Source organism: Shimia isoporae (assembly GCF_004346865.1).
Classification (GTDB): domain Bacteria; phylum Pseudomonadota; class Alphaproteobacteria; order Rhodobacterales; family Rhodobacteraceae; genus Shimia; species Shimia isoporae.
This window is the reverse complement of sequence record NZ_SMGR01000001.1, coordinates 1,252,445-1,279,373: the sequence shown is the minus strand read 5'-3', so window position 1 is coordinate 1,279,373 and position 26,929 is coordinate 1,252,445. Positions and strand designations below refer to the sequence as shown.

Genomic DNA, 26,929 nt, shown 5'->3' with positions numbered 1-26,929 from the left:
CGTTTCAGCGCAACGAAAAAGACAGCCGTTTCCTAACTTTGAGTCAGACCCACAGTTAAGGAAAGCATCATGTCCCACATCGCCCAGCAGACCCGCGCAACAAGCACCACATCTATGGATCGCGCCAAACAACTTGCCCACAAGATCGTCGACGTAATGCAGGCGCAAGGCTACCGCGAAATCGAGTACATTCTCACCGGAAGCCAACTGAAAGTTGTGGCCTGCGCGTCCGGCATGGCCCCAAAAACCGAATACCTGTCCCTCCCGACCGGTGGACTGTCCACGACCTAAAGAGTCCGGACAGAAACGTCCCCGCGTCCACGTCTCTCCCAAAGATGGTCGCGGGGTTCATCAAGCCACAAATCGGCGTGGATCACCCTTGCCATTCCCAATGATCCCTGCGACGCATGTGCGTTCCTTTTGGGGGTCTCTTATGAACAACGTTACCGGCAGCCTACTCGTCATTGCAGCCATGCTTGGTTTTGCCACTGCCGACATGTTCATGAAGCAGCTGACCGGGTCACTTCATCCAGGTCAGGTACTGATGGGCCTCGGTTGCGGATCCGGCGCCATCTTTCTCTCCATAGTCCTGCTGACGCGCGCTCCACTCTTTGATCGCAAGAACTGGACACCGCTCCTGTTGCTTCGATCTGCAAGCGAGGCTGCAAGCGGCGTTATGTTCACCTTGGCCCTTTCCAGGATAGACCTTTCCACTGCCGCAGCCATTTTTCAGGCCATGCCTCTGATCCTGACGCTCTTGGCCGCAATGTTTCTGGGCGAAACCGTCGGTTGGCGTCGATGGAGCGCCCTTGCCATCGGTTTTGCAGGCGTCCTCCTGATTGTCCGCCCTGGCCTCAGTGGCTTCAACGTGAACGCCTTGCTGGTCCTCGGCGCTGCTACAGGCATCGCCATCCGTGACATTCTCACTCGCCGTATCGACCCGGCGGTGTCTTCACATGTGGTCGCTTTGCAGGGTTTTCTCGGCTTCTTTATCGCCGGCACAATCCTGATGGCCTTGTCAGGTGCCCAATTTCAGAGCCTCTCTCCGACAGATCTCGGCCGCTACGCCGGCGCAGCGCTCTTTGGTGCCGCGGGATACTGGGCGATAGTAAACGCGATGCGCATAGGTGAAGCTTCTGCTGTTGCCCCGTTCCGTTATACCCGTCTGGTCTTCGCAATGGCACTTGGTGTGTTGATCCTTGGAGAGCGTCCCGACGCTCTCACATTTGCAGGTTCGGCTTTGATCGTTGCCGCCGGGCTCTACACATTCCTGCGTGAACAAAAGCTGGCCCGCGACGCATCAAGTTGAGCCATCCTGTCACTGTTAGCCCTAAACCTCGCCAAATCGGCCGTTAGCGCTATCAATTTCATTTACTTTTGCACGCCCCCTGCTATGACTGCGCCCAACAATTGGCCAGTTCAGGGAACTCCTCATCATGAGCACCATCATTGACATCTTTGCCCGCGAAATCCTCGACAGCCGCGGCAACCCGACCGTCGAAGTCGACGTGACGCTTGAAGACGGCACAATCGGCCGCGCCGCCGTCCCGTCGGGCGCCTCTACCGGCGCACACGAAGCGGTCGAAAAACGCGACGGCGACAAAAGCCGCTACATGGGCAAGGGCGTGCTGGAAGCTGTGAATGCAGTCAACGGCGAGATCGCAGAGGAACTGGTCGGCATGGACGTCACTGAACAGGTGGCTCTGGATCAGGCAATGATCGAACTCGACGGCACCCCCAACAAAGGCCGCCTGGGTGCAAACGCCATCCTCGGCGTTTCGCTCGCCTGTGCAAAGGCAGCTGCCGACTACACCACACAACCGCTCTTCCGCTACGTGGGCGGCACCTCGGCTCGTGTCCTGCCGGTTCCGATGATGAACATCATCAACGGTGGCGAACACGCCGACAACCCTATCGATATTCAGGAATTCATGATCATGCCGGTCAGCGCGGACAACATCCGCGAGGCCATCCGCATGGGCGCCGAAGTCTTCCACACGCTGAAAAAAGAACTTTCAGCAGCAGGTTACAACACTGGCATCGGTGACGAAGGCGGATTTGCTCCGGCTCTGGAAAGTACCCGCGTCGCGCTGGACTTCATCAAAACTTCGGTCGAAAAAGCTGGCTACAAACTGGGTGAAGACATCTACCTCGCGCTCGATTGCGCCTCATCTGAATACTACAAAGACGGAAAGTACGAGATGGTAGGCGAAGGCAAATCGCTGACGTCGGCAGAAAACGCCCAATACCTCGCCGACCTCTGCAAAGACTACCCGATCATTTCCATCGAAGACGGCATGGATGAAGACGACTGGGAAGGCTGGAAACTACTGACCGACATGATTGGTGACAAAGTCCAGCTTGTGGGCGACGACCTGTTTGTGACCAACCCGACCCGTCTTGCAGATGGCATCGCAAAAGGCGTTGCGAACTCCATGCTGGTCAAGGTGAACCAGATCGGCTCGCTGACCGAAACGCTGCAAGCCGTCGATATGGCCCACCGTGCACGCTACACGAACGTCATGAGCCATCGCTCGGGCGAAACCGAAGACGCTACCATCGCGGATCTGGCAGTTGCCACCAACTGCGGCCAGATCAAAACAGGCTCCCTGTCCCGCTCTGATCGTCTGGCAAAATACAATCAGCTGATCCGCATCGAGGAAGCTCTCGGCGAAACCGCCGAATACGCAGGCCGCTCGATCCTGAAATAAGGTTAGCTGGGTCCCAAAAGAAAGCCCCGCCATTTGGCGGGGCTTTTTGTTTGTTCAACTCGTTATGGCTGATACGGAAGTGAGCTGTGGTGCTGCACAATCCGCAACACGCCATTCGCGTCTTTCTTGTAGCCGAAGCTCTTGTCGACCTTCGTTACGCCGCCATCCTTGTCTGTCAGGATCACCCAGCCCATCCACATCGCCACATCGCCTTCAATGAAGCTTGCAGAGGTCACGCTTTCCATTCCGCGCCAGCCCTTGATGCCAAAACCGCCGTCCAGAGGGTATTCCTCATCATGACCCACGAAGTAGGACAAAGCGCCTTTCTTGGTAGGGCGAAACGTCTGGTCGCCACTCGCCAGCGTCGGCTTGAACAGAACCGGACCAAGACCATACCCATAGGCCGCATCCAGAACGCCCTCTGCAACCTCGCGCGCCGCGTCGATGCCGTCTGCTTCATACGCTTTCGAAATGGCCACAAGTCCGTCGCCCCAGTTCTCGCGGGCCTTGCTCAGTTCTGCTTCAGTGATCGTCACGGGGTATCCCTCTCCTCAGTGCCAATTTGGGGAGTATTTGGCCGATCATTTACCCTGTTTCAAGAGACAAGCCCTCAGGTTGCTTCAGAACACCACACGCGCCCGCAATCCGAACAGGGTAATCGTATCCTGCCCAGGGTTCAGCAAAGGATTGGAAATCACCTGAACCGACGGTGTTATCTGCAGTCCGGGCGAAATCGAGAAACGATAGAATGCCTCAGCCGTGATCTGCCCTTCGCTGGAAGAGGCCCCTTCCGCCCAGTTAAGGCCAAAGCCAGCCGCGTCCGTGTTGCGGCCGTAATAAGCGACCCCAGCCGAAACCGACTTTTCATAAAGCGCGGCTGTTCCCTGACTCACCCCTGCCCGAAAGAACGGCAGCCATTTGTTGTCCAGAAACCAAGCTGCTGAAAACGCCGCGCCCCAATCTTCGGGGCGGCTTCCGTCGTTGGCGGCATCAGCATGCCAAAGCGTCAGGTGGATGTTATCGAAATAGATCCGATCAGGAGACGAGGTATACCCGATCTCGAGGCTCTTGAAGAGATTTCCGTCTTCAAAAACGTCAAAGTTCGGCTTCGTCGGGTCGGCATTCGCATCCGCAACACTGCCGACCATATAAAAGTTATCGCTCAAACGAAGACCGCCCGCGATGCCCAGCCCGGGATTGGGGGCGTTGATTGTCGGGTTGGTGTTGAAGGCAAGGTTCTGAAACCCGGAATACGGGCTGACGGCCGCATACAGGTCGAGAAAATCGGTCACGTCCAGTTGCCCGACTTGCAGCGTCCAGTTTCCATTTTCGGAGCGCTGGGTCCAGAACAGGTTGGTCAGCATTGTGCCATTGCCGTTGAAAGCGGTACCGGTGATCGACAAAGCCCCGCCATCAAGTCCGAGGAACTGTGGCGCTACCGCTCCGTACCGGTGCCGGTTCTCAATCTTGAACGTCAGACTACCGAGTTCCGTGGCCTGCCAGTTGCCGTAAAACCTCGCAATTCCGCCAGCGGCATCGCCCTCGCCAATGTTGGCATTACCCCATTGGCCCAGAGACAGGTAGTCGATGTTGAACTTGAACCCCTGTTCCGCCAAACCGTCTTTCCAAGCGAACCACCCCGGTGCCAGCTTGCGCGGGAAATCCGACCGGAACTGGGGATCGGTCAACCCGTCCCCCGGCTCGAGATCCGCAGCCGTGGAAGAAGGCCCTGACAAACCGCCCGCCTGAGCAGCGACCTCCGCCGGAGTGACAGCAGCCAAACATCCAGCCATAACACCGCCAGCAACAAATCTTTGCAAAGTGTCCTTAATGTGGGTGGCCATGGTCTCTCCTCCTATTCAAACGCGATGGTCACGGGGATACCTGCAATCAATTCGGTAATGCTGCTGGCCCGGTGGCTTCGGTCAAACTGCGCGTGCTGGTTCAAACCATAGCCCAGCAACTGCACGATTTCGGGCGATCCGGCGAATTTCGAGTGGCTGCCGGAAGCCGAGTCGTCAATTTCGCTCAAGTCGATCGCAACAACACCCAACGCGGAAAGAGCGTCGCTGTCCGCGGCGCCGACCCGCGGCACGCCGCCCGCGAGTTTGCGCGAAACGCTCAGCGCAGCGTCATCTTCCGAGTGCAGCACAAATATGTCGCCAGCCTTGTTCCCGATCACTTCCATATGCGTTCTGAACAGATCCATATCCACGTCCGGAGACGCCAGCACGATATTCCGCAACCGTCCGGTGTAGTTCAGCCGACCTGTCTTGGTGGCGTCCATCAGCGCTTCCATCGTCAGGAAGCCCCCCATGGAGTGGGCGAAAATCGTGTAGTGCTCAGCGTTGGTCCGCGCCAGCACATCCCCAATTTCTCCAAGTTTTGCCCGTGCGATCAACGCACTGTTCAGGTCGTAGACATAGCGCGTCAGCTTGTCGGCCGATGCCCAGTCGAACAAGACCGGCACCCCTTGAAAATCAGTGTCTTCCACGAATTGTGCCAATCGAAGAACGGCATCAGACGTCGAATTGTTGTACCCGTGGATAAAGAACAGAACGTCACGGTTGCCGCGCGGCCTCTTGCGCAACTCTTCGTTCATGCTGCGTATGAATGCGCTGTCATTGGCGTACACGATCGGATTGACCACAGCGAATTCCTTGCGCGGATCAGGCGGCAACCGTTTGGGCCGCTCCAGTTCACCACTGACGTGGTTGGGCGGGATGGACACGTCGACAGAGGCAAGCCCGACTTCCGGAGAGCGCGCACCCGAGAAAAACTCGCCCAACTCCTCGGACTGTGCCCGCGTTGTGGTGATGAACACCTTGTGCCGCGTCGCCGTGGTCACAGAATCCGCAGGCACATTCGGATTGTCGATCCCAATCAGATCGGGCGCAGGACTGCAGGCCACAACAAACACCGCAAGGCAGAAAGCCTGCAGCGTTTTCAGGGCAAAGGATTTGGGTCGGTCGGTCGAGCGGCGGCTCAATCGCAGAAAGGTACGGGTCATCATGGCTGGTGCGGTCTGTCCAAAGTCATCACGTGAAAAACATCCCCACTATGCCCGTGAAAATGGGCGTCTCCCAAGCTCTTTTTTGCCTTGGCATCAGAGATTTATCCAACAGCCTCAAAACTTCAGCGGCGCCAGAACCCGCGCCCGTGTGGCTGCATCCACCGGAGTCGGCGGATTGGGTTGCAACGGGTTCTTCACAACCGGGCTGACCGTCAGCGTATAGGTCCAATCCTCAGAGAAAGGATCCGGTGTCACCACGTTTTTCTCTGCCGAGAGATTGAGCTTCACCACGCGACCGCCAATGCCGGTTGTCTTGGACACCGCCAATTGAACCGGAACTGTCCATTCGTCCCCGCTGGGCGCGTTCCAGTTATACGTCATCGTCGGTCCGGTGCCGATCAGCCAGCCGTTGCCCAGACCGTAGAACAGGAAATACTGCAAGGACGTGATCGACGTTGCAGGACCGTCTCCCGCAACTTTCCAGTTGTGGAAGGGAAACAGCCCCCAAACCCCCCAGTCGGCGGTCCGAACGGCCAGAGCGCTCGGCCCCAGCAACCAGTTGTCGCTCGACGCGTCGGTGCCGGTCGGGATTGCCCCGACCACACCGGCACCAAAGGTCCAGCCGCTGTCACTCCAGGAATACAGCAAATCAAACGGTATATCGCCAAAACTGTTTACAGAATTGAAGCCGCCGACTGTGGGCTGCGCCTGATCCCATACGTAGCTGAACGCAGGCCGGAAAATCAGGTTGTTTCCGTTTCCGAGCACGAAAGGCAGGACCGGTTGAAAAGTCAGCGTCGTGCTGCTCTGGTCATCCGCCCCGGGCAATGTGCCGTCAAACGACCGGTGTTCCAGCTTGAAATTCATTGTGGCATTGGCGGCACCGGGGTTGGCCAGTTCTTTCGCCAACTCCTCGATGTTGGGACCAACCTGGGCATGAGCCGACCCGAAGGCTCCCAAAACCACAAGGATGCTTGCGGCCAGCCGCTTATAAACCGTCATCGTGCAAATCCCGTTCAAAAGGACGCGGCCCGCAGGAAACTGCGGGCCGCTTGCTCTTTAGTTCAGCGTGTTCTTATAGACGACACCGTCCTTCATGATCAGGCGGATGGTCTCGGGGCTGTCCGGCCGCGGATCAGCAGTGAACCACTCGTCGCCAGTGCCAACCACCGAAAAGTCCTCGAGCGGATTGCCATCGATCAGGAGAATGTCGGCATAGGCACCCTCTTCAATCACACCCAGCTTGCCGTTCGGGTAAGGATTGGTGAAATCACCCGTCAGAGCCGCAATCTCGCCTCCGACCGACGTCAACGTCACCAAAGACTGATACGCGCCAAAGAACTCGTTGTTCAGGTGCTTTTCGTAGGCAATCTGGATGTTGCAAGCTGCCACAGACCCAACACAGTCTGTCTGGAACCCACGCGGCGCTGGGCATTCCTTCATACTTGGGATGTAGTTGGCAAAGGACGCAGAGGCGCTTTTGGCTTTCGCCAGGCTCGAAGGCTGGTTCTTCACCGCAGGCACATCCAGCAGGCCTGGGTCAAACGCTGTAATGTTGGTGGTGATATAGGCGCCCTTCTCCTTCATGAGTGCGGAGATTTCGCAATCAAAGTGGAATCCGTGTTCGATGGTTTTCACGCCCGCGTTTAACGCATTGATGATCGCCTCTTTACGGTAGGAGTGTGCCATCACATAGGTGCCGTATTCATTGGCTACTTGAACCGCTGCTTCGATCTCTTCCTTGGAGCCAGCAAGCAGTTGCCAAGGATCAAAGGCCGAAACCACGCCACCAGACTGCATGAATTTCAGCTGGGTCGCGCCCATGCGCAGGTTGTTACGGCCGTACTTGTACACGTCGTCCACGCCGTTGACCTGTTGTGCCATGTTCAGCAGACCCATATTGGTTTGTGCACCGGGCGGTGACGTGAAAGAGGCAAAGTCTGCGTGGCCCCCACGTGTACCAATGAAAGCGCCGGAGTTATAAAAACGCGGACCGATGATCTGACCGCTGTCAATCCAGCGCCGCAGACCGGCATTAGCGCCACCCGCATCCCGCACAGTCGTGAACCCCTGCATCAGGTACATCTCGGCCATCTTGGTGCCGTGGATGGCGAAATCTTCCCATGTTGAGTTAGTCTCCATCGACGAGATCGATGGCCCCATCAGCATCAAGTGTGCGTGGTTCTCGATAAAGCCCGGCGTCAAAGTCCGTCCGCCGCCATCAATCACCTCCGCGTCCGGCGCATCAATTGCGTCAGTGGACACGGTTTTGATCATGTTGCCTTCCACAAGCACCGACGCATTCTCGAGGCGTGCTTCGTTTACGCCATCAAACACGTGTACATTGGTGAAAAGTATCTGGGGTAGCGCATCCTGTGCCACAGCCGAGGTGGCAAAAAATCCGGTCACTACCGCGATTGCACCTCTAAGCAGATTCTTTGTCATTCGAATTCTCCCGTTGAAATATTCTTCCAGCCTAGACCGAGTCGTTACGGCAAGTCGGCCATTTTTGGATGAAATTTCGGAAAGGACAAAAAAAACTGGCCGACAACAGGTGGTTTTGGGGGCAATACTGGCCCAAATACCAATTCCCATCGTCCAAGAGGTCCTCATGCCAAGCAAAACTGACGGATTTATTCGCTTGCCCCTCGTAATGCCGTTTGTCGACCTCGCCCGCTCCCGCGGCGTCGACATCGCATCGACCTTGGACCGGTTTGAATTGACCCGCGAGGACATTGCCAACCCCGACCGGTCCGTTCATGCCGAGGTCATCTATGGTCTGACAAACGGTCTTGCCAAAGCCACCAAGGACCCTCACTTCGGCTTTCATGTTGCCGAGGCTTTCGACATTCGTCAGTGGCAACCCACCAAAGACGCCTTTCAAAGGGCTCGAACCGTTGGAGATTTCTACACGCGGTTCCTTCTCGCCGTGCCGCAACAGGCCAGTTCCGTCCGCCATGTACTGGAGGTATCCGCTGATACAGCGACATACACTGTTAACAGGCTCGTCCGGACCCGAAATCAACCCGAACATGTCGAAGGGTTTGGTCTTGGGCTGCACCTTCGGCTGCTACGGCAGTTGCTTCGCGACCGCTGGAATGGAGAACAGGTTTCTCTGCTGACACCTTTCCCCCAAGCCGTCCCGAAGACCCCCCTGGGCGTCGCGGTGACCCAAAGCAACATCACTGGATTGGGCGTACGGTTCCCAAGTCACTGGTTGCTTTTACCAGTGCGTCAGGGCACCGCCGCGATGGAGACCGAAAACACTCCCGTTCCAGAGGAACTCTCGATTGTCAGCGCCCTGCGCACCGCGGCGCGCCCACAATTGGAAAAGAGAGATCTGAGCCTCGACGATTTTGCAAAAGAACTCGGGATGTCGCCGGCCCGTCTCAAAGCGACTCTGCAGGCTCAAAACACCACGTTTCCTCGTGAAATCAAACGGTTGCGCATAGACGTTGCAAGCGAGCTTCTGAGGGGATCCTCTACGACGGTTTCCGATATAGGTCGGCAACTTGGATATAACGACCAGTCCCATTTCGCCCGTTTCTTCCGGTCCCAAACCGGTCTTTCTCCGCTGGAATATCGCAATAAACAGTTGCGGTGATTTTTCCTGCCGCCGCAACGTCAGCCTTGCACGTCGGCAAGCTCGATTTAGCCTGCCCGCATGACTGCGCAAGCGATTATCACCCCTCTGAAACAAGGAAAGATGCCGGCCGTTCATCACATTGGTGACGGACCGCAGGTCTTGTTTCATCACGCAACCGGATTGGGCCCGCGTTGTTATGCGTCTTTTCTTTCCGAGCTCGCCCCGGACTTTTCACCTACAGCTCTCATGATGCGCCCGCTTTGGCCGGACGGCCCTGCCCCCGACCGAAAACGCGAATGGGACGTGTTTGCCGACGACATGATTGCATGGATCGAGGCCAATGGCTCCGCGCCTGTTTTGGCTGTCGGCCATTCCATCGGCGCAGCCACCACCGCGATGGCTGCTGTCAAACGCCCTGACTTGTTCAAAGGATTGGTGCTGCTCGAGCCTGCCGGCGTAACCGCCCGCATCAAGTTCCTCCTCCGCCTGATCCCATACATGATGCGGAGCACGCGCGGTCCCGCTGCAGAAGTTCTGAACGGACCGACCTCGTGGCCAGGCATTGATGCTGCGTTTGCCGACTATCGAAACTCCCGTGCCTATCGCCGGTTCGATGACCAAAAGCTTCGCACCCTGATCGAAGCTTTGACGGTGCCGAAAGAAGACGGCGGTATCCGGCTGGAATATCCGCGTGACTGGGAGGCTCATCTCTACGCGACGCCGCCATATATTTTGCCCACGCTCAAGAAACTCACTGTCCCGACACGCATCATCACCGGAAAGCCCAGCCTGTTCATGGATCCTTCCATCGCGCAGGCCCTGCACATTGCGCGTCCCGACCTCCCCTTCACAAGCCTCACCGACTATGGCCACCTGCTGCCGCTCGAAGCACCCGCCGAAGTCGGCCGTGCAACGCGAGAGGCCCTTGCCTCTTTGATGTAGCCTTTCTGCTTGCCCATCGCGGTCATTCCTGCACCATGTGACCGAAACCGACACTGGCGCAGGACACCCCATGACAGCCGACGAGATTATTGCTCACCTCGACCTCGCTCCGCACCCCGAAGGCGGTCACTACCGCCAGACCTGGATTGCCGGGTCTCAGGACGGCGAACGCCCTGCAGGCACGGCCATCTACTTTCTGCTCAAGGAAGGAGAAGCCAGCCACTGGCACCGCGTTGATGCCACCGAGATCTGGCACCACTATGCAGGTGATCCCTTGATCCTGTCCCTCGCCGAGACCGAAAAGGGCCCGGCCCGCGACCACACCCTTGGACCCGATCTGACGTCCGGCGCTTTGCCACAATTGATTGTGCCAGAAGGTCACTGGCAGGCAGCCCGTTCCACCGGCGGCTGGACACTCGTCGGCTGCACGGTTTCACCCGCGTTCCAGTTTGAGGGGTTCGAACTTGCCCCGAGCGGCTTCGACATTCCGCGATGAACGTCGGCGACGCGGAAATTCTGGATCACAAGGAGGCCTTGTCCCGCCTGTCACCAGAGCTCCGAGCCACACTTCAAACTCGGTCCGATGTCGCCGGCTTGCGGCACCTCTCTTGCTACTTGCTTGTTTTGATTGCATTTGCGCTCTGGGTTGGTCTCAAGCTTCCCCTATGGCCTGTTGCCCTGCTTCCCCTTGGCATTCTCTGGAGTTTCCTCTTCACGCTCAGCCATGAATGCACGCATGACACGCCATTTGCCTCCCGATGGATCAACCGCGTCGTTGGCAGCGCTTGCGCCCTTCCGCTTTTGTTGCCTTTCAACTGGTTTCGCGCCTTCCACATGGCGCACCATAAATTCACCAACGATCCCGCCAAAGATCCGGAACTGAACCATGGCCCCCGCCCCGAAACACTCTGGGCATACATGAAATATCTCTCGGGCTTGAGCTACTGGGCCGGCATGGCCAAAACGATCTGGAAAAACGCCTTCGGAGACATCGACGCACCCTACCTGCCACGGAGACAGCACAAAAGAATGCGGCTCGAAGCCCGCATTCTGCTGCTCGCTTATGCCGGACTTCTATGTTCGCTGATCTGGTCGCCCGTCTTGGTCTGGGTCTGGGTTGTGCCAAGCCTGATCGGCCAACCATTTCTGCGCGCCTACCTGTTGGCCGAGCACGGTCTCTGCCCACCCGTCGCCAACATGCTGGAAAACTCACGCACAACGTTTAGCAACCGCCTTGTGCGTTTTCTGGCGTGGAACATGCCCTTCCACGCGGAACATCACGCGTTTCCAAATGTGCCATTCCATCAGCTCCCCGCACTTCACGCGGAACTGAAACCACACTTGAAAAGCACATCGGACGGATACACGGCTTTTCACAAGGATTACCGCCGACAGCTTTGAAAAAGATTACCGCGACGGTTCGCTCACCGTGCCGCCACCGACCAGCGCCATGACGCCAGTGGTGGCCGGACAACTGGTCGGCAATCCACGTGCGACACGCACGGCCAGATAGGCAAAAGCCTGCGCTTCCAGCATATCTCCATCCAACCCGACATCCTCTACGGGCACCACCGGACACTCCAGCGACACACGCAGCATCTCCATCAACACCGGATTATGACGGCCACCGCCCGTGACCAGAACTTTCGACGGAGGCGTCGGACAGTGCGCCATACCCTGCGCGACCGACGCGGCGCACATCGCTGTCATCGTGGCCGCCGCATCTTCGTCAGACAATTCCCTCACAAGGTCCATCATTTCAGGAAAATCGTTCCGATCCAGAGACTTAGGTGGAATTCGTGAGAAATACGCTTCCTGCAGAAACAACTCCAATGCCCCGGTCGCGACAGTGCCGGCCGCGGCGACTTTGCCGCCTTCGTCAAAATTCATCCCGCGCCGCAACCGCAACAAGTCGTTGAGAGGCGCGTTGGCAGGGCCTGTGTCAAACGCCAACAAAGCACCGTCCTCTTCAGGCGCTCCTTTGCGCGGATCAACCCACGTCAAATTACCCACGCCGCCAAGGTTCAGAAAGGCAACCGGCTCGGTCGCGCCGAACCATTTCGCGCAGGCAAAGTGAAAGAACGGCGCCAGCGGCGCACCCTCCCCGCCAAGTTCCACATCAGCCGTCCGGAAATCCCAAACCACCGGCACGCCCAGTGTCTCGGCCAGAGCCTGACCATCGCCAACCTGACAGGTGCCGCGCCCACGCGGTTCATGCGCCAGTGTTTGGCCGTGAAATCCGACCAGACCTGCATCGGAAAACCCTCGTAGTACCTCGGCATGCGCGGCCTCGATCACTGCCGCAGCGGCCTCCGCTTCAACACCCGACCAGTGTCCCAGAGCAGCCTCGAGAACCTGTTGTTCCTCCCGCGAATAGGCACGATAGGCACTCTCGCCAAAGCTTTGAATTGCAACGCCATCTGTCTCGACCACGGCTGCGTCCACACCGTCCAGCGATGTCCCTGACATCGCCCCGAGAGCACGCACCACAGCCCCGCCGCTTTTGGCCTTCATCATGGCCTTTTCCTTCTGCTCATCCCCGCCTATACACGGTTTCACGAACAATACGGGATCGACACCATGACCTACCAGCCCAAATCGGATTTTCTGACCGTGATGCTCGAGCGCGGCTTTGTGGCCGATTGCACGGATTACGAAGCGCTTGACCAGGCGCTGCTGAATGGTGTTGTGCCCGGTTATATCGGTTTTGATGCGACGGCCAAGTCGCTGCACGTGGGCTCTCTGATCCAGATCATGATGTTGCGCTGGTTGCAAAAAACCGGCCACAAGCCGATTACACTGATGGGCGGCGGCACAACCAAAGTAGGCGATCCCTCCTTCCGCGCCGACGAACGACCGCTGCTGACCAATGACCAGATCGACGACAACATCGCCGGCATCAAAAAGGTCTTTGCCAAATACCTCGACTACGGAGACAGCGACACCGGCGCGCTGATGCTCAACAATGCCGAATGGCTGGACGATCTGAATTACTTGACGTTTTTGCGCGACATCGGACGTCACTTCTCGGTCAACCGCATGCTCAGCTTCGAGAGCGTCAAATCGCGTTTGGACCGCGAGCAATCGCTGTCCTTCCTCGAATTCAACTACATGATCCTGCAGGCCTATGACTTCCTCGAACTGAACCGCCGCTACGGTTGCATGATCCAGTTCGGCGGCTCCGATCAATGGGGCAACATTGTCAACGGCATCGACCTGACGCGCCGCGTGGACGATGGCCATGTCTTCGGTTTGACCTCCCCTTTGCTGACCACCTCGGACGGCAAAAAAATGGGCAAATCTGCTGACGGTGCGGTCTGGCTCAATGCCGACATGCGCAGCCCGTATGAGTTCTGGCAGTTCTGGCGCAACACTACCGATGCCGACGTGGGCCGCTTTTTGAAGCTCTACACGGAAATGCCGCTGGACGAATGCGAACGCCTCGGCGCACTGGCCGGTAGTGAAATCAACGCCGCCAAGATCATTCTGGCCAACGAGGTCACAACGCTCTGCCACGGTGCAGACGCCGCAGCCGCGGCCGAAGCCACTGCGCGCGAAGTGTTCGAAAAAGGCGGCGTGGGAGACGACTTGCCCACCATTTCCGTGGACACGGCCGATCTGCCCGTGTCCATTGTGCAGTTGATTGTAAAATCCGGTCTGGCCAAATCCGGCAAAGACGCAAAGCGGCTGATCAAGGAAAACGGCGCCAAACTGGATGACGCGCCACTCACTGACGCGGGTCTGATGATTGACGCTGCAGCCTTGTCCAACCCGATCAAGCTCTCCGCCGGCAAGAAACGCCACGCGCTGGTACAGCTCGCCAGCTGACCCCGAACCGGCTTCCGAATTCACAAAGACCCGTCCTTTGGCGGGTCTTTTTCGTTTTTTCTCAAAAGTTGCGCAAGGCGGGGGAACGCTGGTCGTTGAGGCCCAAAACACCTGCCTCGCTTCACCTCTGGACAGGGGGCCTGCACATGGGTTATTTGAACATACGTTCATTTACTTCGGAGGAGCCCGCTCATGAAACTCGACCAAACCTGTGCCGTAATCACCGGCGGTGCATCCGGTCTTGGCGAAGCCACCGCACGTCACTTTGCAGCAAATGGCGCCAAAGTCGCGCTGTTTGACCTCAATGAAGAGCGAGGCACCGAAGTCGCGGCTGAACTCGGTGGAACGTTCCATAAAACCGACGTCACCGACGAGGCGAGCGTCGCAGCCGCAATCGCTGCTGCCAAGTCTGCGATGGGCACCATCACCGCTGCCGTGAACTGCGCGGGCATCGCCCCTGCCGCAACCACCATTGGCAAAAACGGCCCGCACCCGCTGCACACCTTCCAGAAAACCATCGACATCAACCTCGTAGGCTCCTTCAACGTTGCCCGCCTCGCGGCAGAGGTGATTGCAGAGAACGAAGCCGAAGCGGATGGCGCCCGCGGCGTGATCATCAACACAGCCTCTATTGCCGCGATGGACGGCCAGCGCGGTCAAGCCGCCTACGCCGCATCCAAAGGCGGCATCGTTGGCCTCTCCCTGCCAATGGCCCGTGACCTCGCGCGCTCCGGCATCCGTGTCATGGCCATCGCTCCGGGCATCTTCCTGACGCCAATGCTGCAAGGCCTACCGCAAGAAGTGCAGGATCAATTGGCGGCAGACGTGACCTGCCCCAAGCGCCTCGGCGATCCGTCCGAATATGCGCGCCTCGCAGGATTCATCGTCGAAAACGGTTATCTGAACGGCGAAGTCATCCGCATCGACGGCGCCCTGCGCATGCAATAACCCCTGACAGGCGCGCCCCGCGCGCCTACTCAAATCGCCGGAAACCTATTTGATTGCAGCGAACCCACTCCGGTTCCTGCGCAATCAAGTCGCGCGCTCTTTGCGTTCACCGATTCCATGCTACGCTCCTTTCCAAAGGAGACCCGCATGCCCCGCCAGAACCGTGTTCAGCCCACCGGGGAAATACTCGCGGTACCGGAGCGCGGTGCGTTTCTGGGCAACCGTGGTATCCTGCACGACGACACCGCCCATCAACACGGCCTGCTGACTCACCGTCGGTGGCGACACAAAGCCTGGGTCTGCTGCGTACTCGAATTCAAGAACCGCAGACGCAAACTGATGTCACCCAACCGCTACACGGAACTCTTCTTCCATGACGAAGCGGTCGCTCTCGCCGCTGGGCACCGCCCCTGCGGCGAATGCAGACGGGCCGACTACAAAGCCTTTCTCGCCGCTGCAGGCCACGCCGGTCGTGTCGCAGGTTTTGACAACCAACTCCACGCCGCGCGCGCCATTCCCCGCAGCTATGGTCAGCGAAGACACGAAACCGAAGCTGGTTTTCTGCCGGATGGAAGCTTCGTTTTGGTTGAAACTGGACCTGCATTGATATGGCAGGACGCGCTGCACCCATTCACGGCTTCCGGGTACGGCACACCACAGACAAAGCCCGCGGGAAGAGTCTGCGTACTGACACCTGAACCTACACTCAAGGCACTTCGCGCAGGGTTCATACCCATCGTCCGATTGCCGTAGTGTGAACCGACCCGATACCGACGTTTTACCGACGCGATGCAGACAACAAAAAGGCGACCCGCAGGCCGCCTTCGTCAACTTTGTAAGCTCGGATCTCGCTTAGGCTTTGCCAAGCCGCTCCAACAAGGCGGCGTTGACAGCGGGTGTCACAAACTTGGACACGTCCCCGTCTAGCCGCGCGATCTCCTTCACAAGCTTCGAGGCAATCGCCTGATGTTTCAGGTCTGCCATCAGGAATACCGTCTCGATAGAGCTGTCCAGCGCACGGTTCATGCCAACCATCTGGTACTCGTATTCGAAATCGGTCACAGCCCGCAGACCCCGCACGATGATCTGTGCGCCAACTTCCTTGGCACAATCAATCAGCAGGTTTTCGAAAGGATGCGCCACAATTTCGGTACCGGTTTCCGCCGAAAGCTTCGCGCATTCACCCTCGATCATAGCCACGCGCTCTTCCAGCGAGAACAACGGGCCCTTGTCGCGATTGATCGCCACGCCGATCACAAGCCGATCTACAAGAACAGACGCCCTGCGGATGATATCAACATGTCCAAGCGTAATTGGATCAAACGTGCCGGGGTAAAGTGCCGTGCGCATGGGTGCCTCCCTGTGGTCCTGCGCGCACGCAACATTATTGCGCGCCCATTTGCAAGCGCCTCAGTGCCACATGGGTATTTCTGCGGGATTTGCGACGCAACGGCACATCAGATGGCCTCAATGCCCCATGATCATGCCTTCCAGCGCATCCTTCTCCATTGCCAGCTCGCTCAGACGCGCCTTCACCGTATCACCCAATGAAATCAGGCCAACAAGCTTGCCACCGTCCATCACCGGCATATGACGGAACCGCCCCTCGGTCATGCGCTCCAGCACGCTCACGGCGTCATCGTCACGTCCACAGGTGATAACGTTGGTTGTCATGTAATCGTCGATGGAATCCGACAGACACCCCGGACCGCGCTTACCAAGCTCGCGGACAATGTCACGCTCCGAAAGAATCCCGTCCGGCGTTTCTCCATCGCCCGAAACGATCACCGTCCCGATCCGCTTTTCGGCAAGTAATTTCGCAGCCTCCGACACCAGCGTCCCGGGTTTGACAGTGATGACGCCTTCTGACCCTTTGGACTTCAAAATCTGGTGTACGAGCATGGGCTTAACCTCCGGTCCTAGAAAATTCCCTTGGGTCAAGCGTCGCTCCAAACGGCCTGATCTGTCAAGTTTGGGCTTCCAAGCGGGCAACTTCCTTACGCAAACCCTCGCACAGTGCCTCCGAAAAACGGTTCATTCGCTCGAGTCGCCGGTCGTCTGCATGACGGATCAGGTAAAAGCTGCGCGTCAGCGACACGTCCTCCGGAAGCACCTTGACCATGCCTTTGGCTGACGGAATTGCGAAGTCATGAACTATGCCAACGCCGGCCCCTCTGCGCACCCAGTTGAACTGAACGCTTGCGGAGTTCGAGGCAAGTCGCACGCGGTCAATGCCGGCCTCGTTCAAATAATCCAGTTCCTTGTCGAAAATCATATCGGGGATATATCCGATCACCATGTGCTCCCGCAGATCTTCAACGGATTTAATATCGGGATGACGCCGAAGATACCAACGTGCCGCGGCCAGATGCAGCTTATAGTCCGTGATCTTCTGCACGGTCAGCTTACCCGCTGTCGGGGCACTTACAGCCACCACCAAGTCAGCTTCCCTGCGCGACAGGCTAACAACCCTCGGCAGCGCAACGATCTGAATTTCCAGATCAGGGTTGTCTTCCGCGATTTGCGCACAGACTTGCGGCAAGAGGTAATTCGCAGCGCCGTCTGGTGCGCCAATACGGATTTGCCCCGACAAGCCCGAGGTCTGCCCTACCATGTCTTCAGCGGCTTCCTCCAAAGATTGCTCAACACGCAAGGCATGTGTCATCAATCTCTGCCCCGCGTCGGTCAGTGCGTAACCCGTTGGCGACTTTACGAAAAGCGGCGTTTCAAACGCCGTTTCCAAGCGACCGACACGACGCCCGACCGTCGCGGGATCCACGTTTAGCCTGCGTCCCGCCGCGGAAAGGCTCTCTTCACGCGCAACCGCAAGGAACACTCGCAAATCATCCCAATGTGCCGTCTGGACCACCATCTCCGCTCCCCTCCGCATTTTTGCAAAGCTGTTTTGAATACTTGCGGCTTTTCAGGGGATTTTTGCAAGCCTATTGTTCGGACCAAATAGAATGGAGGATGCCATGCAAGAGTTGACTCACTACATAAACGGCGAACACGTCAAAGGGACGTCTGGCCGTTTTGCCGATGTCTACAACCCCGCAACCGGGGAAGTTCAGGCCAAAGTGCCGCTGGCCAGCAAAGCCGAAATGGACGCAGCAGTTGCCGCAGCTGCCAGCGCACAACCCGCTTGGGCCGCGGTGAACCCGCAACGCCGTGCGCGCGTTCTGATGAAGTTCGTCGACCTTCTGAACCGCGACATGGACAAACTGGCCGAAGCTTTGTCCCGCGAACACGGCAAAACCTTCCCCGATGCCAAAGGCGATATCCAGCGTGGTCTTGAGGTTGCGGAATACTGCATTGCAGCCCCGCAAATGCTCAAAGGCGAGTATACTGACGCCGCAGGCCCGGGCATCGACATCTACTCGATGCGCCAACCACTGGGCGTCACCGCCGGCATCACCCCCTTCAACTTCCCCGCCATGATCCCGATGTGGATGTTCGCACCCGCGATTGCATGCGGCAACGCCTTCATATTGAAGCCGTCTGAACGTGACCCGTCCGTACCGCTCATGCTGGCAGAGCTGATGGAAGAAGCCGGATTGCCCAAAGGCATCCTGCAGGTCGTAAATGGTGACAAGGAAGCCGTTGACGCGATCCTTTATGATCCGACCATTCAATCCGTCGGCTTCGTTGGCTCGACGCCGATTGCCGAATACATCTACGGCACCGGCTGCGCCCAGGGCAAACGCGTTCAGTGCTTCGGCGGTGCCAAAAACCACATGATTATCATGCCTGACGCCGACCTCGATCAGGCAGCTGACGCACTTGTGGGCGCCGGCTACGGTGCCGCCGGTGAGCGCTGCATGGCGATTTCCGTCGCGGTTCCTGTCGGCGAAGAAACCGCCGACAAACTGCGCGACAAGCTTGTTCCACGCATCGAAAAGCTCAAGATCGCGCCCTACACTGCTGGCGATGATGTCGACTACGGCCCCGTCGTAACCGGCGCTGCCAAGGAAAACATCCTGCGCCTCGTGCAAACCGGTGTCGATCAGGGCGCTGATCTCGTTGTTGATGGGCGCGACTTCTCGCTGCAAGGCTACGAGGATGGGTTCTTCGTGGGGCCTCATCTCTTCGACAAAGTCACCAAAGACATGGACATCTACAAAACCGAAATCTTCGGTCCGGTCCTGTCGATGGTGCGCGCGCAGTCCTACGAAGAAGCGCTGGGGCTGGCGATGGATCACGAGTATGGCAACGGCACCGCGATCTTCACCCGCGATGGTGACACCGCCCGCGACTTTGCCAATCGCATCAACATCGGCATGGTTGGCGTCAACGTGCCAATCCCGGTGCCGTTGGCCTACCACACCTTTGGCGGCTGGAAGAAATCCGCCTTTGGCGACTTGAACCAGCACGGCCCCGATGCGTTCAAGTTCTACACGCGTACGAAAACAGTGACCTCCCGCTGGCCGTCGGGCATCAAGGAAGGCGGCGAGTTCCACTTCAAACAGATGGATTGATACCCATCTCGCTTTATGATTGATTACAGGAAGGGGCGGTCTCCACCGCCCCTTCTTTTCCTTTATTCGCAATTACGGACCGCACATGCCCGCTTCGCTGCGCATTCTGAAACCTCATGGCCTTGTCTTCGTCGACTACGAGGGCATAGCGACCTTGCAAGATACCATGCAGGTCTTTGGCGAATACTTGTCTCATCCGGATTTCCACCCTGGGCAGAAACACCTTGTCGACATGTCCAAGGTCGACGATTGGGAAGGTACATACGTCGATCTGATGTCCTCACAAGCGCACAAGGCCTCCGCCTTTGTTGGCCAAGGCGCGCAAACGCTCATCGTCTACTACGTCCCGACAGAAATCGCGCGCACCATAGGGCAGCTGGTTGTGAATTCCTGGGAGCCCTTCCCGTCCGTTGTGCCAATTTTGGTCGACACCGAAGAGACCGCTCTCTCTACGCTTGGCATTGATTTCACGACATTCGCGGAACTGCTCGCCTCTTGTGAGCGAAAAACTTAAAGGCAAAACGCCAATTTTCGGTGATTTTCAGCCAAAACCGCTCCGAGGGGGCGGTTTCCTGCTTGTTTTCAAATCTCCGGGCTGGACGTTTAAGTCGGCATTAACCAGTTCAGCGGCATAAAGAGCGCGCAAAAGTTAATACAGGTTTGCGTCCAATGCCCCTGATCTTCCGCATAATTGCATTGCGGTTCCTTCTGATCCTTTCGGTCGCCGTCACGGCGGCGCTGCCCGCAAACGCGGACGGGCCAGCACCTGTGTTCGATTTCCGTCAGGTCGACTTCCAAGATAGGGGCGATGTCACCATGAAGGGCGACTGGCTCTTCAGATACGGTGAACTGCTGTCCCCAGTCGAAGCCTATGCTGCCTATGAATCCGGCAACATGGACGTTGTCGACGTACCTTCCCCCTGGAGCCAACATGTTCCAGAAGCCAAAGAAAACCGACTTCTTAAAGGCTACGGCAGCTACGTTGTCCGCATGCTCCTACCCGAAGCAGGAGAAGACCCGCTCGTACTCGTCGCCCCGAGAATCAAGGACGCCTACGAAATCTACTGGATTCCGATGAACGCACCCGACGAAGCTGTGCGTATTGCCGCCGAAGGGACAATGACTGGAAAGCTCGTGGCCAGCCAGGGCCATCAGGCGCACGGTCTCGCCCGCGGCTCCGACGGGCTCCTGCTGATCAACGTTCGCTCGGAAATGACGGTTCGGCAGGGCATCGTGCGCGCCCTGAAAGTCTATGAATCTTCGCACTATCAGGCGAGCCTGCAAATGGAGCGCCTTTTCGAAGGTGCCCTTATGGGGTTCATGCTGCTGGTCGCAGTGCTGAACCTCTGTCTCTACATTTTCCATCGCAAAGATCATGCTACGCTGGTCCTGACGTTGGCTGGCCTCGCCATTCTGATCCGCTCGGTCTGTGTCGGCGGCAGTATCGAAACCGTGTTCGGCCCCGAATGGCGCCCGTTCCGACTGCGCCTTGAATACGCGAATGCCTTTTTCCTGCTATGGACGGCAGTCCTTCTGAACCAGACTCTGCTTTGGGAACGCATTCGTCACTGGCGCATGATCACCATTGTTGGCGGACTATGTGCAATCGGTGTTGCCTACAGCTTGATCGCACCGCTTCCTTACGTGACCATGGCGGCGCGGACCATTCAATGGGCAGGATTTGCGGCCATTCTGATGATCCTAATTGGCTGCTGCCTCGCGGTGTATCGCAAAGTGCCAAATGCAATCCCCTTCCTGTTGGGCTGGCTCACAATGCTCACCGCGGCGGTTTATGACGTGGTGACAACCCTCTACACCGGGCACATGGTCAACACGCTGGACGTGATGTTTGCGATTGGCATCATGGCTTACTCCGTCACTGTTGGTCGACGCGTTATTCAGGCTATCAACCGTGCCGAGTTCCTCGAGGAAGAGCGTGCACTGCTGCAAAAACTGCATCAGGACGCCGTCGATACTGCGCGCCACGACCACCTTACGGGCCTGCTCAACCGTCAGGCATTTGACGACGAGATGGCCCATGCCTGGCTCCAGCGCGAAAAAGAAGACGGCCAACTGTCCCTGGTCTTGTTCGACATTGACCATTTCAAAGGCATCAATGACACGCACGGTCACCCGATTGGCGACAAGGTACTGAAGTCCGTTGCCGCACTGCTCAAGGAAACACGACTGCGCAAGTCCGATCGTATCTGTCGCTACGGCGGTGAAGAATTCGCCCTCATTTTACCCGGCACCCGCGGCAAAGACGCTGTTAAGATTGCAGAACGCCTTCGCCAATCGATCGCAGGACACATTACCGAGTGTTCCCCTGACCTGTCGCTGATAATCACCTGCTCGTTCGGCGTCGCCTCGGCAAGCGCCAAAGGCCCGTCTGAGCCTGCCCTGCTCATCGAAGAAGCTGACGCTGCACTCTATCAGGCCAAAGCCACAGGCCGGAACCGCGTAGAGCGCTATGGCATGCCACCGCAAGCAGACATATCTGCAAAAACCGCCTGACCGACAGCCTCACAGCTGAAATGATCTTGCATTTTTGCGGGGCCATTTTGCGTATTTTACCGCAGTCCCCACCTTTGCAACACTTGCGCAAGGATGCTAATTTAACATGCGTTCAATTCACGGCATGTGCCGTCGCGGGAAGCAAAGGGAGAGCGGAAGATGGATTTTGCACTGAGCGAAGAGCAGACCCTGATCTTTGATATGGCCAAGGGTTTCGGCGAAGAACACATCGCCCCCAATGCCCAGAAATGGGAGGCCGAAGGCTCAATACCCAAAGACCTATGGCCCCAGATTGCCGAGCTCGGGCTCGGTGGCATTTATGTTTCAGAAGAATACGGCGGGTCCGGTCTTTCTCGCCTTGATGCAACCCTCGTGTTCGAGGCCTTGGCTATGGCCTGCCCGTCCGTTGGATCTTTCCTGTCTATTCACAATATGTGCGGCGGCATGATCGACAAGTTTGGCTCCGAGGAGACCAAACAAAAATGGCTCCCTGACCTTTGCTCAATGAACAAGGTGTTTTCCTACTGCCTGACAGAACCCGGCTCCGGCTCCGACGCCGCTGCTTTGAAAACCCGTGCAGATCGCACCAACGAGGGTTTCACACTCAACGGCACAAAGGCCTTCATCTCTGGCGGATCCTACTCTGACGCATATGTCTGCATGGTCCGCACTGGCGAAGACGGCCCCAAGGGTATCTCTACAGTCGTTGTGGAAGATGGGACCGACGGGCTGTCGTTTGGCGCGCTGGAAAAAAAGATGGGCTGGCTCTCTCAGCCTACGTCACAGGTTCAGTTCGACGACTGCAAAGTTCCAAGCGACAACTTGATTGGCGAAGAAGGCAAAGGTTTCACCTACGCCATGAACGGGCTGGATGGCGGTCGCTTGAATATCTCTGCGGGCGCTCTTGGTGGCGCGCAAAAAGCATTGGACCTGACCGTTCAATACATGTCCGAGCGCAAGGCATTCGGTAAATCCATCAACCAGTTTCAAGCGCTCCAGTTCCGTCTCGCAGAGTATGAGACCAAACTTCAGGCTGCCCGGACTTTCCTGCGTCAGGCCGCATGGAAACTCGACAACGGCGAACACGACGCCACCAAATTCTGCGCCATGGCGAAACTGATGGTCACCGACGTAAGCTTTGAAGTCGCCAACGGCTGCTTGCAGTTGCACGGTGGATATGGCTACCTCGCGGACTATGGCATCGAGAAGATCGTTCGGGATCTGCGCGTACACCAGATTCTCGAAGGCACCAACGAGATCATGCGCCTGATCGTCTCCCGTCAGATGATCGCAGCCTAAACAAGACCGGGCCGCCCTTCGGGAGCGGCCTTTTTCAAAGACGGAGCGCCGCGCGTGTCTGATATCAACATCCGCAAATCCGGTCAGGTTGGCCGCATCACCTTCACGCGCCCCAAGGCGCTCAATGCGATGTCTTACGACATGTGTATCGCGATCGAGAACGCGCTTGATGCGTGGGCGAGCGATGACGCCGTAAAGATGATCCTGATCGACGCCGAAGGCGACAAGGCCTTTTGCGCCGGTGGCGACATTGCCGAACTGTATGACACCGGCACCAAGGGTGATTTCGCATACGGGCAGAAATTCTGGGCCGACGAATACCGCATGAACGCCAAGATGTTCGAATTCCCCAAACCGGTGGCAAGCTTTATGCAGGGCTTCACCATGGGAGGCGGCGTCGGCGTCGGGTGCCATGCCTCCCACCGCATCGTCGGAGACAGCAGCCAGATCGCCATGCCCGAATGCGGCATCGGACTTGTTCCCGATGTTGGCGGCTCCCTCATACTCGCCCGCGCACCCGGACGACTGGGCGAATACCTCGGACTAACGGCTGCGCGCCTCAACGCTGCAGATGCGATCTACGCCGGTTTTGCAGACTACTACATTCCCGAAGCCGATTGGCCCGCCCTCATCGCCAAACTCGAAGAAACCGGCGAATGGGAAAACATCGACATGGCCGCCAAGCAGCCTGCGCTCGGCCCTCTCTCCAAACAGCAGTCCGACATAGACGCGTGCTTTGGCGGCGAAACCCTGAATGACGTTTTGAATGCACTCAAGTTTTCGGACACCGATTTTGCCTCGGACGCCCTGAAAAAGCTGGGCCGCAATTCCCCAATTGCCATGGGGGCCGCTCTGGAAATAATCCATCGTGTCCGCACCCGGGACGACATCCGTTTTGCGCTCGACCAGGAATACCGCTTCACCTTCCGCGCCATGGAACACGGTGATTTTCTTGAGGGCATCCGCGCGCAAATCATCGACAAAGACCGTAATCCGCAATGGAAATACACCTTGGAGGAGGTTCCCGCCGGCATCATAACAAAGATGGTGATGCCACTGGGGGCGGATGCGCTGACATTTGAAAAGGGAGAGTGAAACCATGAAGATCGGCTTTATCGGACTGGGCAACATGGGTGGCCCGATGGCCGCCAATCTGGCCAAGGCTGGCCATGAGGTCATCGGCTTCGACATGGCGAGCGTCAACATCGAAGGCGTCACGCTGGCCGACAGTGGCGCGGCGGCCGCGGCAGGCGCTGACGTTGTTATCACAATGCTGCCTAACGGGCAGATCCTTCGGGCTGTGGCAGACGAGATCATTCCCGCGATGACCGCAGGCGCCGCTTTCGTCGATTGCTCCACCGTGGACGTCGACAGCGCACGCGCAGTGGCCGAGAAAGCCACCGCAGCAAACCTTCTGCCGGTAGACGCACCGGTTTCCGGCGGTATCGGTGGCGCGGCGGCAGGAACGCTGACCTTTATGGCCGGCGGCTCTTCCGATGCGTTTGCCAAGGCCGATCCACTCTTCGACATCATGGGCCAAAAGGCCGTACATTGCGGCGACTCCGGCGCAGGCCAAGCCGCCAAAATCTGCAACAACATGATCCTTGGCGTGACCATGATCGCGACCTGCGAGGCCTTCTCTCTCGCGGACAAGCTGGGACTTGACCGTCAGAAGATGTTTGACGTGGTCTCGACCTCTTCGGGCTACAGCTGGACCATGAACGCCTATTGCCCGGCACCAGGAGTTGGCCCGCAATCACCGGCAGACAACGACTACCAGCCCGGTTTTGCCTCGGAGCTGATGCTCAAGGACCTGCGTCTCAGCCAGCAAGCCGCCGAAAGTGCTGATGCCGACACACCAATGGGTCAGGCGGCTACCGCGCTCTACGAACAGTTCGTGGAAAATGAAGGTGGTCTCGGCACTGACTTCTCCGCCATGCTGCCGCGTTTCGAGAAGCGTTCTCGAGGTTAAAAATATGGGGCGCTTTCCAAAATGCGCCCCGTACTTGCGTCAGATCAAGGCGCATTCATCTACAGTTCACTAATGTCTCCTCATCAGTTTGGAGACGGATCATGTTTGCAAAGAACGTAGGAACTATCGACAAGCTCATGCGCTATTTTCTTGGCGTCGCTCTGATATTCGGCGCTCTGAATGGCTATGGCACCTGGATGTGGATCGGGTTGCTCCCCTTGCTCACAGGTATGTTTGGCACCTGCCCGCTCTATAGCGTTCTCGGCGTCCGGACCTGCAAAGCAGAGAGTTAGGCCATCGCCTCCAAAGCCGCCTTTGTCGCTTCATCGGCTGGAAAGAACATCTCGATGCGCAGTTCGGAGAGCGCAATGTCTTCGGTCGACCCAAACTGGCTGATCGTGGAAAACAGGCTCAGACGCATACCACCGAGGTTGTAAATTGCCGGGATCACAGCTGGTCGGATTCCGTCAGGGTCCCCGCCCTGCTCGCCCACAATTTCTTCGAATTGCGCGATTGCGGTTTCCAGCACAGGATCATGCCCGAAATGCGCTGCTTCTACCCGAAGCCGTGCCAATAAGTGCTCAGCGATCTCTTCGTAGTTTTCCAAAGCTTCGCGTACGACGGGATTGGCGGTCATCATGTCCAGCATGCTGTCGCCTTCTTGCATGCCAAAACCGGCCAGCATGGTCGCACAACTGCGGTTGGCTTGAACCAGACGCCAATGCTTGTCCATTGCCAGCGCAGGATACGGCGCATGGCGCTCCAGCGTCCAAGCAACCGCCTCCCGCATCGGCGCCATTTCTTCTTCGGAGAGATCACGCTCGGCATAGGCCGGACTCAAACCGGCCGCCGTCAGCATCCGGTTTCGCTGGGCAATTGGCACTTCCAGCTCGTCGCAAAGTCGTAGAACCATGCCGCGGCTTGGGCGTGATCGCCCCGTTTCCAGAAACGATATGTGCCGCGAGCTCACACCCGCAGACAGACCAAGATCAAGTTGGCTGATCCGTCTGGTACGTCGCCATTCCTTCAGTGCCGCGCCAAAATCCAATCCCATCAGTCATCCTCCTGCCCATAGTCTACCTGCCTACACGCGCCCAAGCACTTACCCCAGAGGTAATTGTTTTACCTCACTTGCCTGCGCCAATTTGCCAGCATCTTAGCCAAAGGAGCGCAAAATGACTCACGATACAGCCACATCTTCACTCAAATTTGCCAGTCTATTCAGTGCCTTCATTGGACTTCTGATGTTTGCTAGCCTTTTGGGGGGACAGCCTCTCATGGTGCTGTTCCTCGATCTGATCCATCTCCCGCTTGACGGAACTCAGACATTTTCCAGCGATAGCGAACTGGTTCTTGGCGCAATCAGCGGCGGTCTGCTTGTTGGTTTCGGAGTGATGGTCCATCAGGTCACAGTCCATGTCTATGCCGACAACCCGGAACTGGGTGGACGAATGGTCCTGCGCGCCATTTTCGCTTGGTTCATCGTCGACAGCACCGGCTCCGTTCTTGCTGGCGCATGGTTCAATGTTGTTTTGAACGGCGCGTTCCTCGCACTTTTCGTTGTGCCTGTTCTGGCCGCGCGCGCGACGAAATCCGCCACAGCCTGACATAGAAAAAACAATGGGGGCGGCACGGTTCAGA

Annotated in this window: 28 protein-coding genes; 18 read left to right on the top strand and 10 right to left on the bottom strand. The window is 57.6% G+C overall.

Features of this window, described 5'->3' with window-relative positions:
* Positions 1-69: 69 nt before the first annotated feature.
* The 3 genes from BXY66_RS06280 to eno all read left to right on the top strand — a co-directional run bounded on the left by BXY66_RS06280 (position 70) and on the right by eno (position 2,711).
* Positions 70-291 (top strand): hypothetical protein, encoded by a 222-nt coding sequence (locus tag BXY66_RS06280; RefSeq protein ID WP_132859294.1) that lies wholly within the window; start codon positions 70-72, stop codon positions 289-291.
* A gap of 142 nt (positions 292-433) precedes the next feature.
* On the top strand, positions 434-1,309 hold the full coding sequence (locus BXY66_RS06275) for a DMT family transporter (RefSeq protein WP_132859293.1): 876 nt from the start codon (positions 434-436) through the stop codon (positions 1,307-1,309).
* A gap of 127 nt (positions 1,310-1,436) precedes the next feature.
* Positions 1,437-2,711 (top strand): phosphopyruvate hydratase, encoded by a 1,275-nt coding sequence (gene eno, locus BXY66_RS06270; RefSeq protein WP_132859292.1) that lies wholly within the window; start codon positions 1,437-1,439, stop codon positions 2,709-2,711.
* Between the two features lie 62 nt (positions 2,712-2,773).
* Here the strand turns inward: eno and BXY66_RS06265 are convergent, their stop codons facing one another.
* The 5 genes from BXY66_RS06265 to BXY66_RS06245 all read right to left on the bottom strand — a co-directional run bounded on the left by BXY66_RS06265 (position 2,774) and on the right by BXY66_RS06245 (position 8,169).
* Positions 2,774-3,247 carry a phosphoribosyl-AMP cyclohydrolase gene (locus tag BXY66_RS06265; protein WP_132859291.1) on the bottom strand — a complete coding sequence of 158 codons (474 nt, stop codon included), beginning with the start codon at positions 3,245-3,247 and terminating at the stop codon, positions 2,774-2,776.
* An 84-nt stretch (positions 3,248-3,331) separates the two neighbouring features.
* Positions 3,332-4,555 carry a carbohydrate porin gene (locus BXY66_RS06260; protein ID WP_243694307.1) on the bottom strand — a complete coding sequence of 408 codons (1,224 nt, stop codon included), beginning with the start codon at positions 4,553-4,555 and terminating at the stop codon, positions 3,332-3,334.
* An 11-nt stretch (positions 4,556-4,566) separates the two neighbouring features.
* Positions 4,567-5,721: an alpha/beta hydrolase gene (locus BXY66_RS06255; protein WP_132859290.1), complete on the bottom strand. Its 1,155-nt coding sequence runs from the start codon at positions 5,719-5,721 to the stop codon at positions 4,567-4,569.
* A 117-nt stretch (positions 5,722-5,838) separates the two neighbouring features.
* The gene (locus BXY66_RS06250; protein ID WP_132859289.1) at positions 5,839-6,726 is read right to left on the bottom strand and encodes a hypothetical protein; all 888 of its coding nucleotides are present in this window, start codon (positions 6,724-6,726) and stop codon (positions 5,839-5,841) included.
* 57 nt (positions 6,727-6,783) lie between these two features.
* On the bottom strand, positions 6,784-8,169 hold the full coding sequence (locus BXY66_RS06245; protein ID WP_132859288.1) for an amidohydrolase family protein: 1,386 nt from the start codon (positions 8,167-8,169) through the stop codon (positions 6,784-6,786).
* A gap of 166 nt (positions 8,170-8,335) precedes the next feature.
* On the opposite strand from BXY66_RS06245, the gene BXY66_RS06240 reads away from it, so the two are divergent.
* The 4 genes from BXY66_RS06240 (at position 8,336) to BXY66_RS06225 (ending at position 11,653) form a co-directional block, all read left to right on the top strand.
* Positions 8,336-9,328, top strand: coding sequence for an AraC family transcriptional regulator (locus BXY66_RS06240; protein WP_132859287.1), 993 nt, complete (start codon positions 8,336-8,338; stop codon positions 9,326-9,328).
* Positions 9,329-9,388: 60 nt separating this feature from the next.
* Positions 9,389-10,252, top strand: coding sequence for an alpha/beta fold hydrolase (locus BXY66_RS06235; protein WP_132859286.1), 864 nt, complete (start codon positions 9,389-9,391; stop codon positions 10,250-10,252).
* Between the two features lie 70 nt (positions 10,253-10,322).
* On the top strand, positions 10,323-10,748 hold the full coding sequence (locus tag BXY66_RS06230; RefSeq protein ID WP_132859285.1) for a cupin domain-containing protein: 426 nt from the start codon (positions 10,323-10,325) through the stop codon (positions 10,746-10,748).
* A complete protein-coding gene (locus BXY66_RS06225) occupies positions 10,745-11,653 on the top strand; it encodes a fatty acid desaturase (protein WP_207911292.1) in 909 nt (302 codons plus the stop codon). The genes BXY66_RS06230 and BXY66_RS06225 overlap by 4 nt, the downstream gene beginning before the upstream one ends.
* Positions 11,654-11,659: 6 nt before the next feature.
* On the opposite strand, the gene BXY66_RS06220 is transcribed toward BXY66_RS06225, so the two are convergent.
* Positions 11,660-12,769: an anhydro-N-acetylmuramic acid kinase gene (locus BXY66_RS06220; RefSeq protein WP_132859284.1), complete on the bottom strand. Its 1,110-nt coding sequence runs from the start codon at positions 12,767-12,769 to the stop codon at positions 11,660-11,662.
* A gap of 63 nt (positions 12,770-12,832) precedes the next feature.
* Between BXY66_RS06220 and tyrS the strand changes: the two genes are divergently transcribed.
* The 3 genes from tyrS (at position 12,833) to BXY66_RS06205 (ending at position 15,781) form a co-directional block, all read left to right on the top strand.
* Positions 12,833-14,080: a tyrosine--tRNA ligase gene (gene tyrS, locus BXY66_RS06215; RefSeq protein ID WP_132859283.1), complete on the top strand. Its 1,248-nt coding sequence runs from the start codon at positions 12,833-12,835 to the stop codon at positions 14,078-14,080.
* A 192-nt stretch (positions 14,081-14,272) separates the two neighbouring features.
* Positions 14,273-15,028 carry an SDR family NAD(P)-dependent oxidoreductase gene (locus tag BXY66_RS06210; RefSeq protein WP_132859282.1) on the top strand — a complete coding sequence of 252 codons (756 nt, stop codon included), beginning with the start codon at positions 14,273-14,275 and terminating at the stop codon, positions 15,026-15,028.
* Positions 15,029-15,175: 147 nt separating this feature from the next.
* Positions 15,176-15,781 carry a hypothetical protein gene (locus tag BXY66_RS06205; RefSeq protein WP_132859281.1) on the top strand — a complete coding sequence of 202 codons (606 nt, stop codon included), beginning with the start codon at positions 15,176-15,178 and terminating at the stop codon, positions 15,779-15,781.
* 99 nt (positions 15,782-15,880) lie between these two features.
* Here BXY66_RS06205 and coaD read toward each other — a convergent pair whose 3' ends face one another.
* From coaD to BXY66_RS06190, 3 genes are all read right to left on the bottom strand, one after another.
* On the bottom strand, positions 15,881-16,378 hold the full coding sequence (coaD, locus tag BXY66_RS06200; RefSeq protein ID WP_132859280.1) for a pantetheine-phosphate adenylyltransferase: 498 nt from the start codon (positions 16,376-16,378) through the stop codon (positions 15,881-15,883).
* Positions 16,379-16,495: 117 nt separating this feature from the next.
* Positions 16,496-16,930, bottom strand: coding sequence for a CBS domain-containing protein (locus tag BXY66_RS06195; protein ID WP_132860361.1), 435 nt, complete (start codon positions 16,928-16,930; stop codon positions 16,496-16,498).
* A gap of 64 nt (positions 16,931-16,994) precedes the next feature.
* Positions 16,995-17,918, bottom strand: a complete 924-nt coding sequence (locus BXY66_RS06190) for a LysR family transcriptional regulator (protein ID WP_243694306.1) — start codon at positions 17,916-17,918, stop codon at positions 16,995-16,997.
* A gap of 85 nt (positions 17,919-18,003) precedes the next feature.
* Here BXY66_RS06190 and BXY66_RS06185 point away from each other — a divergent pair, with 85 nt between their 5' ends.
* The 7 genes from BXY66_RS06185 (at position 18,004) to BXY66_RS06155 (ending at position 25,581) form a co-directional block, all read left to right on the top strand.
* The gene (locus BXY66_RS06185) at positions 18,004-19,503 is read left to right on the top strand and encodes a CoA-acylating methylmalonate-semialdehyde dehydrogenase (protein WP_132859278.1); all 1,500 of its coding nucleotides are present in this window, start codon (positions 18,004-18,006) and stop codon (positions 19,501-19,503) included.
* An 85-nt stretch (positions 19,504-19,588) separates the two neighbouring features.
* Positions 19,589-20,017, top strand: a complete 429-nt coding sequence (locus tag BXY66_RS06180; RefSeq protein ID WP_132859277.1) for a hypothetical protein — start codon at positions 19,589-19,591, stop codon at positions 20,015-20,017.
* A 155-nt stretch (positions 20,018-20,172) separates the two neighbouring features.
* Positions 20,173-22,017 (top strand): sensor domain-containing diguanylate cyclase, encoded by a 1,845-nt coding sequence (locus tag BXY66_RS06175; protein WP_132859276.1) that lies wholly within the window; start codon positions 20,173-20,175, stop codon positions 22,015-22,017.
* A gap of 159 nt (positions 22,018-22,176) precedes the next feature.
* A complete protein-coding gene (locus BXY66_RS06170) occupies positions 22,177-23,316 on the top strand; it encodes an acyl-CoA dehydrogenase family protein (protein WP_132859275.1) in 1,140 nt (379 codons plus the stop codon).
* Between the two features lie 54 nt (positions 23,317-23,370).
* Entirely contained in the window at positions 23,371-24,411 is a 1,041-nt protein-coding gene (locus BXY66_RS06165; RefSeq protein ID WP_132859274.1) for an enoyl-CoA hydratase/isomerase family protein, read from the top strand.
* Between the two features lie 4 nt (positions 24,412-24,415).
* Positions 24,416-25,288: a 3-hydroxyisobutyrate dehydrogenase gene (mmsB, locus tag BXY66_RS06160; protein ID WP_132859273.1), complete on the top strand. Its 873-nt coding sequence runs from the start codon at positions 24,416-24,418 to the stop codon at positions 25,286-25,288.
* Between the two features lie 101 nt (positions 25,289-25,389).
* On the top strand, positions 25,390-25,581 hold the full coding sequence (locus BXY66_RS06155) for a YgaP family membrane protein (RefSeq protein WP_132859272.1): 192 nt from the start codon (positions 25,390-25,392) through the stop codon (positions 25,579-25,581).
* Here the strand turns inward: BXY66_RS06155 and BXY66_RS06150 are convergent.
* Positions 25,578-26,342 (bottom strand): helix-turn-helix transcriptional regulator, encoded by a 765-nt coding sequence (locus tag BXY66_RS06150; protein WP_132859271.1) that lies wholly within the window; start codon positions 26,340-26,342, stop codon positions 25,578-25,580. The genes BXY66_RS06155 and BXY66_RS06150 overlap by 4 nt on opposite strands.
* A 121-nt stretch (positions 26,343-26,463) precedes the next feature.
* Between BXY66_RS06150 and BXY66_RS06145 the strand changes: the two genes are divergently transcribed.
* Positions 26,464-26,895 carry an excinuclease ABC subunit A gene (locus BXY66_RS06145; protein WP_132859270.1) on the top strand — a complete coding sequence of 144 codons (432 nt, stop codon included), beginning with the start codon at positions 26,464-26,466 and terminating at the stop codon, positions 26,893-26,895.
* Positions 26,896-26,929 lie beyond the last annotated feature (34 nt).